1 protein-coding gene is annotated in these 4,114 nt (G+C 76.0%); it reads left to right on the forward strand.

Annotation, left to right across the window (positions count from 1 at the left end):
- Positions 1-15: 15 nt before the first annotated feature.
- Positions 16-4,114: SDR family NAD(P)-dependent oxidoreductase (locus ABD363_RS32260; RefSeq protein WP_344610010.1), on the forward strand; the 4,099-nt coding region annotated here is incomplete at its 3' end.

Here is a 4,114-nt window from a genome sequence, read left to right on the forward strand (position 1 = left end):
GTTGTGATCGCCGCCGTGAACAGTGCCTCCTCGGTGGTCGTCTCGGGCGAGGAAGGGGCGGTGAGCACGGTGCTGGCCGGCGCGCGGGAGCAGGGCCGCAGGGTCACCCGGCTGCGGGTGAGCCATGCCTTCCACTCGCCGTTGATGGAGCCGGTGCTCGCCGAGTTCGCCGAGCGGGCCCGGCGGGTGGTCTACCGTCGCCCCGCCGTGCCCGCCGTCAGCACACTCACCGGCGCGGTCGTCGAGGGCGACGACTGGACCACCCCGGAGTACTGGGTGCGCCAGGTGCGTGAGGCCGTCCGTTTCCACGATGCCGCCGGCACGGCAGTCGACGACCTCGGCGTCTCCCGTTTCCTGGAACTGGGCCCCGATCCGGTGCTGACCGCGCTCGTGGACCCCGCACCCGCGGCAAGCGTGCTGCGCAAGGGCCGGGACGAGCCGCACACGCTGCTGACCGCGCTCGCCGAACTGTACGTCCGCGGCACCACCGTCGACTGGGCCGCGCTGTTCGACGGCACCGGCGCCCACCGCGTCGACCTGCCCACCTACCCCTTCCAACACCACCGCTACTGGCTGGAACCCGCGAAGCCGTCGCTCGACGCGGGTGGGTTCGGCCTCGGGGCCACGCGGCATCCGCTGCTCGGGGCCAGCGTGCGGCTGGCCGGTTCCGACACCGCCGTGCTCACCTCGCGGCTGTCCGTGCGGACCCACCCCTGGCTGGCCGACCACACTGTCGACGGCACGGTCGTCGTCCCCGGCACGGCACTGGTCGAACTCGCCCTCCAGGCCGCCGACCACGTGGGAGCGCAGACGGTCGAGGAGCTGACCCTCCGCGTGCCGCTGCTGCTGCCGCGCGACGGCGCGGTGCAGGTGCAGACGTCGGTCGATCCGGCCGACGGCGACGGCGGTGTCCGCGCCGTCCGCGTCCACGCGCGCCCCGAGGGAGCACCGGACGACCATCCGTGGACCCTGCACGCCACAGGGACGCTGAGCGTCGCCGCGCCGCCCGTCCCCGACTGGGACCTGCGGGTCTGGCCGCCGGCCGGCGCGGAGCCCGTCGCCGTGGACGGCCTGTACGCGCGGTTGGCGGAGACCGGCATGGTGTACGGGACGACGTTCCGGGGCCTGCGCGCGGCCTGGCGTGACGGCGCGGACCTGTACGTCGAGGCAGAACTGCCCGAGCCGGCCGCCGAGGACGCATCCGGCTTCGCGCTGCACCCGGCGCTCCTCGACGCCGTACTGCACGCCCTCGGCATCGACGACCTCCCGGCCCGTACGGAACCCGCCGGATCCGCCGAGGACCGCCGGGCGCTGCTGCCCTTCCTGTGGTCGGGAGTCTCCCTGGCCGCGGTGGGCGCGGCCGCGGTACGGGCCCGGCTGACCGTCCGGGCCTCCGGCGAGGTCGCCCTGCGCGTCGCGGACACCGCGGGCGAACCCGTCGCCGAGGTGGCCGGACTGGTGCTGCGCCCGGTTCCCGCCGCCGAGGTGACCGCCGCGGACCCGGCCGCCGCGCCGGCACGGAACCTGTACCGGCTGGAGTGGGTGCCGGCCCCCACGGCACCCGGCGCGGCCGATGCCGAGCGCGCCGCCGGCCTCGCCGTCCTCGACGCTCCGGGCAGCGCCCCCGTCCTCCCCGGCCTGACCGCGTACCCAACGGTCGCCGCCCTGGCCGCCGAGGACACCCCCGCCCGCACGGTCCTGCTGCCGGTCGCCGCCGGCAACTCCCCGACCGAGACCGCGAGCGGTGTCCTCGCCGTGCTCCAGGAGTGGCTGGCCGAACCCGCGCTCGCCGCGAGCCGCCTCGTCGTCCTCACCACCGGCGCCCTCACCGACCCGGCGGGTGCCGCCGTGTGGGGCCTGGTGCGTACGGCGATCAGTGAACACCCCGGCCGGTTCGCGCTGGCCGACACCGACGGCACGCCCGCCTCACGACACGCCCTGACCCAGTGCCCGGCCCCGCTCGTCGACACCGGTGAGGCCCAACTCGCCCTGCGCGAGGGCCGGGTCCTGCTGCCCCGCCTCACCAGGGCCGCCACCGGTACCACCGCCACCACCGCGGACGCCCCGCTCTGGCCCCGGACCGGCACCGTCCTGATCACCGGCGGCACCGGCGGCCTCGGCGCCCTGGTGGCCCGCCACCTCGTCGCCGAACACGGCGTACGGGACCTGCTGTTGCTGTCCCGCCGCGGACCGCAGGCCCCGGGCGCCGCCGCACTCGTCGCCGAACTTACCGAACTGGGCGCCCGGGTACGGGCCGAGGCGTGCGACGTCTCCGACCGCGCCGCCCTCGCCGCCGCACTCCGCGACGTACCGCTGAGCGCGGTCGTGCACACCGCGGGCGTGCTCGACGACGGTGTCCTGACCGACCTCACCCCGGACCGGCTCGCCCACGTCCTGGCCGCCAAGGCCGAATCCGCCCTGCACCTGGACGCGTTGACGGCGGATCGCGAACTCGACGCGTTCGTGCTGTTCTCCGCGATCGCCGGAGTGATCGGTTCCGCCGGCCAGGCCGCCTACGCGGCCGCCAACGCGTCCCTCGACGCCCTCGCCGCCGCCCGCCACGCCCGCGGCCTGCCCGCCCTCTCGCTCGCCTGGGGCATGTGGGAGCACGCCGACGGCATGGGCGGCCGCCTGTCCGAGGCGGACGTGGCCCGGATGCGCCGCCAGGGCTTCCCCGCCCTGCCCGACGACGACGCGCTCGCCCTCCTGGACACGGCGCTGCGCACCGACGAACCGGCCGCCGTCCCGGCCGTACTCGACACGTCCGCGCTCGCCGCCCGTCAGGACACCCTGCCCAGCGTGCTCCTCGGCCTCCTCCCGGCGACCCGCCGCAGGCGGCTCGCCGGCGGCCGGGCCGCGGACGGTGACACCTCGACGCTCGTCGACCGGCTGCACACCCTGCCCCCGGCCGAGCGGGACCGCTTCCTGCTCGACCTCGTCCAGACCCGCGTCGCGGCCGTCCTGGGCCACGACTCCGCCGCCTCCGTCGATCCGGCCCGCGCCTTCAAGGACCTCGGGTTCGACTCCCTCACCGCCGTCGACCTGCGCAACCACCTCGGCACCGCGACCGGCCTGCGCCTGCCGGCGACCCTCGTCTTCGACCACCCGAGCCCGGCGGCCCTGGCCGCCCACCTCCACCGCGAGCTGCTCGGCGACACCGCCCCCGAGCCCGTCGCCGTGCCGCACGGCCGACGGCGCGCCGCCGCCGACGACCCCATCGCCATCGTCGGCATGGGCTGCCGCTACCCCGGCGGCATCACCTCACCCGAGGAGCTCTGGCGGCTGGTCGCCGAGGGCGGCGACGGCATCTCCGGGTTCCCGACCGACCGCGGCTGGGACGTGGAGCGGCTCTACGACCCCGACCCCGACCGGCCGGGCACGTCGTACGTCCGCGAGGGCGGCTTCCTGCACGACGCGGCCGACTTCGACGCGGAGCTGTTCGGGATCTCGCCGCGTGAGGCGCTGGCGATGGACCCGCAGCAGCGGCTGCTGCTGGAGACCTCCTGGGAGGCGCTGGAGCGGGCCGGCATCGACCCGCACTCCCTGCGCGGCACCGCCACCGGCGTGTACGCGGGCCTGATGTACCACGACTACTCCGCCCGCCTGCACACCGTGCCCGACGAGGTCGAGGGCTATCTCGGCAACGGCAACGCGGGCAGTGTCTTCTCCGGCCGCATCGCCTACGTCTTCGGCTTCGAAGGGCCGGCCGTCACCGTCGACACCGCCTGCTCCTCCTCCCTGGTCGCCCTGCACCTGGCCTGCCAGGCCCTGCGCGCCGGCGAGTGCGACACCGCCCTGGCCGGCGGAGTCACGGTGATGGCCACCCCGCAGACCTTCGTCGAGTTCTCCCGCCAGCGCGGCCTCGCCGCCGACGGCCGGTGCAAGTCCTTCGCGGAGGCCGCCGACGGCACGGGGTGGGCCGAGGGCGCGGGTGTGCTGGTGCTGATGCGGCTGTCGGATGCCGAGCGGCTCGGGCATCGGGTGCTGGCGGTCATCCGCGGCAGTGCGGTCAATCAGGACGGGGCGTCCAACGGGCTGACGGCGCCGAACGGTCCTTCCCAGCAGCGGGTGATCCGACAGGCACTGGCGGCGGCCGGGCTGAAGCCGTCGGAAG

The organism is Streptomyces glaucus (genome assembly GCF_039533365.1).
Classification (GTDB): domain Bacteria; phylum Actinomycetota; class Actinomycetes; order Streptomycetales; family Streptomycetaceae; genus Streptomyces; species Streptomyces glaucus.